Annotated in this window: 6 protein-coding genes; 4 read left to right on the top strand and 2 right to left on the bottom strand. The window is 50.9% G+C overall.

What is annotated here, in order from left to right; translation table 11 throughout:
• The 4 genes from R3177_RS13575 to yacG form a co-directional block, all read left to right on the top strand.
• On the top strand, positions 1-255 hold a 255-nt coding region (locus R3177_RS13575), incomplete at its 5' end, for an A24 family peptidase (RefSeq protein ID WP_318971558.1).
• Positions 256-262: 7 nt separating this feature from the next.
• The gene (coaE, locus tag R3177_RS13580) at positions 263-913 is read left to right on the top strand and encodes a dephospho-CoA kinase (protein WP_318971559.1); all 651 of its coding nucleotides are present in this window, start codon (positions 263-265) and stop codon (positions 911-913) included.
• A gap of 85 nt (positions 914-998) precedes the next feature.
• On the top strand, positions 999-1,754 hold the full coding sequence (gene zapD / locus R3177_RS13585) for a cell division protein ZapD (RefSeq protein WP_318971560.1): 756 nt from the start codon (positions 999-1,001) through the stop codon (positions 1,752-1,754).
• Between the two features lie 9 nt (positions 1,755-1,763).
• Positions 1,764-1,997: a DNA gyrase inhibitor YacG gene (yacG, locus tag R3177_RS13590; protein ID WP_318971561.1), complete on the top strand. Its 234-nt coding sequence runs from the start codon at positions 1,764-1,766 to the stop codon at positions 1,995-1,997.
• On the opposite strand, the gene mutT is transcribed toward yacG, so the two are convergent.
• Together mutT and R3177_RS13600 are read right to left on the bottom strand one after the other, a co-directional pair.
• A complete protein-coding gene (gene mutT, locus R3177_RS13595) occupies positions 1,987-2,457 on the bottom strand; it encodes an 8-oxo-dGTP diphosphatase MutT (protein ID WP_318971562.1) in 471 nt (156 codons plus the stop codon). The genes yacG and mutT overlap by 11 nt on opposite strands.
• On the bottom strand, positions 2,441-4,015 hold a 1,575-nt coding region (locus R3177_RS13600; RefSeq protein ID WP_318971563.1), incomplete at its 5' end, for an SEC-C metal-binding domain-containing protein. The genes mutT and R3177_RS13600, both read right to left, overlap by 17 nt.

A 4,015-nucleotide genomic window follows, 5' to 3' on the forward strand; every position in this document is an offset into this window, starting at 1 on the left:
AAAGAAGGCATGGGTTATGGCGATTTTAAATTGCTGGCTATTTTTGGTGCACTACTTGGCTGGCAACAGCTGCCGCTGATCATTTTATTATCATCCCTGGTAGGTGCAGTGATTGGTGCAACTATGCTTGCCATTCAGGGCCGGGATAAAGCAACACCCATCCCCTTCGGCCCGTACATTGCCGCGGCAGGCTTTATTGCGCTGCTTTGGGGCGAGCAGCTTACCAATGCTTATTTAGGTTATCTGGGTGCCTGACAGCCCGATGTCAGCAAACAAACATCGTTTTATTGTCGGCTTAACCGGCGGCATCGGTTCAGGTAAGTCTACTGTCGCCACCTTATTTAGCCAGCTTGGCATACCGTCGGTTGACGCCGACGTGGTCGCCCGGCAAGTGGTCGCCAAAGGCAGCCCGTTACTACAAAAAATAGCCGCGCATTTCGGACCCGAAGTATTAACCGCAGAGCAGACATTAAACCGCTCGCTGCTGCGTCAGTTAATTTTTACTGATCCTGCGGCTAAAACGTGGCTGGACAGTGTTATGCATCCGGCTATCCGCGCTGAAATGCTGAGCCAGTTAGCCAGGCTGCCACCCTCGCCTTATGTGTTGTTAATTGCGCCATTGCTGCTGGAGAATAAACTGCACAGTCTGGTAAACCGGGTGCTGGTGGTCGATGTCACTGAACAAAATCAGCTTAGCCGTACTCTAAGTCGGGATGCTGTTACCGCCAAAGCCACGGCCGCGCAAGTACAGGCAATTATTGCCAGCCAGATAAGCCGGCAAGATCGCTTAGCCTTAGCCGATGATATTATTGATAATAATGCAGATTTTACAGAAAAGAGCGAAGCTGACTTACTGAAGCAGCAGGTGTTGCAACTCCATCAACGCTATGTTGCCCTGGCCCGGCGTGACTGAAACGGGGCGAACTGAATTGCCAAAGTAACAGCAGAGAGACCGGCGTCGCCGGTTCTGTTAAGTTTAATACAGGCCATTTTTAATTATGACGGACACCACCGACATTGTTTACGAACATCCGCTGAATGAGAAAATCCGTACTTATCTGCGCCTGGAATTTTTATTTCAACAGGTGCATGGCCAGTTGGCACTCGCCGATGAGAACCAGCAACAAAGTTTTTTTACCAGTTTATTCGCGTTAATTGAAGTTATGGATCGCAATGATGTGCGACCGGATTTAATTAAAGATATTGAGCGCTGCGAAAGCCAGCTGGTATTGTGGTCACAGCATCCCTCAGTGTCTGATAGTAAACTGCAAACCATGCTGCAGGCTGCTGTGCGCATGCAAACAGAATTGCTGCGCAGCGGTAAACTACTGGGTACCCTGAAAGATGATAACTTTTTGGCGCCGCTACGCCAGCGCTTCAGCATTCCCGGCGGTTGCTGTTATTTTGATCTCCCCCAGTTACAATACTGGTTTAGTTTACCGTTAGCCGAGCGTCAGGCGCAGGCAGCAGACTGGCTTAAGCAGGTTGCCCTGGCAGAACAGGCTATCCATTATGTATTAAGCTTTATTCGCGAGCGAAGTCAGTTTCAGGATGTGCTGGCCGACAATGGTTTTTATCAGCAGAATGCCGAGCAATACGAATTATTGCGAATTAAATACCCGGCGGGCGAAGGGACCTACCCGACCGTCAGTGGTAATAAATACCGGTATGCTATTCGTTTTATGCAACTGGATGCTGACAGTGCCCGCAGCGCTGCCGCTAAATCACAGCATTTTCAGCTGGCTTGTTGTTAAGGAGTTTTTATGCCAACCACGGTTAAATGCCCAACGTGCAGCACCCCTGTGGTGTGGGATAGCAGTTCTGCTTTCCGCCCTTTTTGCTCAGAGCGCTGCAAATTAATTGATTTAGGTGACTGGGCCGCTGAGAACCATCGCATCCCGGATAAGTCACCAATAGATGCCGATTTGTCAGAGCAATATCTGGCCGAACTGGAGCAGGAGTTTATTGCCAAGGATAACGAATTTTTCAAAAACTGAACGGTTGCTGCAAACGCTCGACAATAGGCAGGTTGGCATCAGGAAAACTGATAGTAGTTAGCTCACTGACATTAACCCACTGCAATGGCTGGCCTTCTACCCCTTCTGGCGTGCCGCTAAAGCCGGTTACTAACCAGATATCTAACTTAACCTGTCGCTCAGGATAAGTATAATTCAGCAGCATAAAAGGCTGAGCTGCAGTTACCGTTATCGCCAGCTCTTCCTTTAACTCACGGCTCAGGGCTGCTTCGACAGTTTCGCCCTGTTCAACTTTGCCGCCGGGAAACTCCCATTTGCCCCCCTGATGCTGCTTGCTGCTGCGAAGCGCCAGTAACACCTGCTGTTGCTGCTCTTTTCGCCGTACGATTACCCCTACTGCCACATGCAACTGTGGCAGCTGGGCTTGCAGGTTATCGCTGTTACCGATGATAGCAGACACCGGCTCAGCTGAGTTTGCCATGACACTGCTTATATTTTTTACCTGAGCCACAAGGGCAGGGATCATTACGGCCTATTTTTTCGCCCTCCCGGACCACTGGCGCAGCCATGGCACCTGCAGCGGAAGCCGCCGCAGCCGCCGGTTCATTTGCCATCTGCCCGGCATCAGCATGCTGATAATTATGCGGCACTGCATCGGCTTTGCGGCGCTGTTCTTCCACCGCCTCAACATCTTCTGCGGCTTTTACCTGCACCCGGCTTAAAATGCCAATAACGTCAGTTTTCAGCTCATCCAGCATATTAGAGAACAGTTCAAAGGCTTCGCGCTTGTATTCCTGTTTCGGGTTTTTCTGGGCATAACCCCGCAGGTTGATCCCCTGACGCAAATGATCCATTGCCGCCAGATGTTCTTTCCAATGGGTATCAAGGCTTTGCAACATAATAGCTTTTTCAAACTGACGCAGCACTTCCTTGCCAACCATCTGCTCTTTCTGCTGATAACTGTCATTAAACTGCTGCTGGATTTTGTCGCGCAGTTTTTCTTCGAACAGTTTTTTATCGTCAGCCAGCCACTGGCTAACCGGCAGTTCCAGCGCAAAATCAGCTTTTAAGCGTTGCTCAAGCCCGGGTACATCCCACATTTCGTCTAATGATTGCGGCGGAATATACTGACTGATCACCGAATCAACCACATCTTGTCGGATAGCACTGACTGTTTCGCTGATATCAGCGGCATCCAGCAGTTCGTTACGCTGCTCGTAAACCACTTTACGCTGATCGTTAGCGACGTCGTCAAATTCCAGTAGTTGTTTACGGATATCAAAGTTACGGGCTTCGACCTTGCGCTGAGCATTCTCTATAGCACGGCTTACCCACGGATGCTCAATGGCTTCGCCTTTTTCCATGCCCAGGCGGCGCATCATGCCGGCCATCCGGTCAGAGGCAAATATCCGCATTAACGCATCGTCCAGTGACAGGTAAAAGCGCGATGAACCCGGGTCACCCTGCCGGCCTGAGCGACCGCGCAGCTGGTTATCTATCCGCCGCGACTCATGCCGCTCAGTACCGATAATATGCAAGCCTCCTGCGGCAATTACGTCGTCATGCCGCTTCTGCCAGTCAGCGGTAATTTTTGCCACGGCGTCATCGGTTTTATCGGTTAACGCAGCCAGTTCAGCCTGCAGACTGCCACCGAGCACAATATCGGTACCCCGGCCTGCCATATTGGTGGCGATAGTGACAGTTCCCGGCCGGCCGGCGTCTGCAATAATCTGCGCCTCGTTGGCGTGGAACTTGGCGTTAAGCACCTGATGCTTAATTTTGGCTTTGTTCAGCAGGCCAGACAGGTATTCCGAGCTTTCAATAGAGGCAGTACCCACCAGTACCGGCCGTTTGGCATCGCGGGCTTTAATAATATCTTCAATAATGGCGTTGTACTTATCCTCAGCGGTTAAGTACACCAAATCGGCCATGTCATTCCGCACCATGGGCCGGTTAGTCGGCACGACGATGGTTTCCAGGCCATAAATTTGCTGAAACTCAAAGGCCTCAGTATCAGCGGTACCAGTCATACCGGCCAG

It is taken from the genome of Arsukibacterium sp., assembly GCF_033722355.1.
In the GTDB taxonomy this organism is placed as follows: domain Bacteria; phylum Pseudomonadota; class Gammaproteobacteria; order Enterobacterales; family Alteromonadaceae; genus Alishewanella.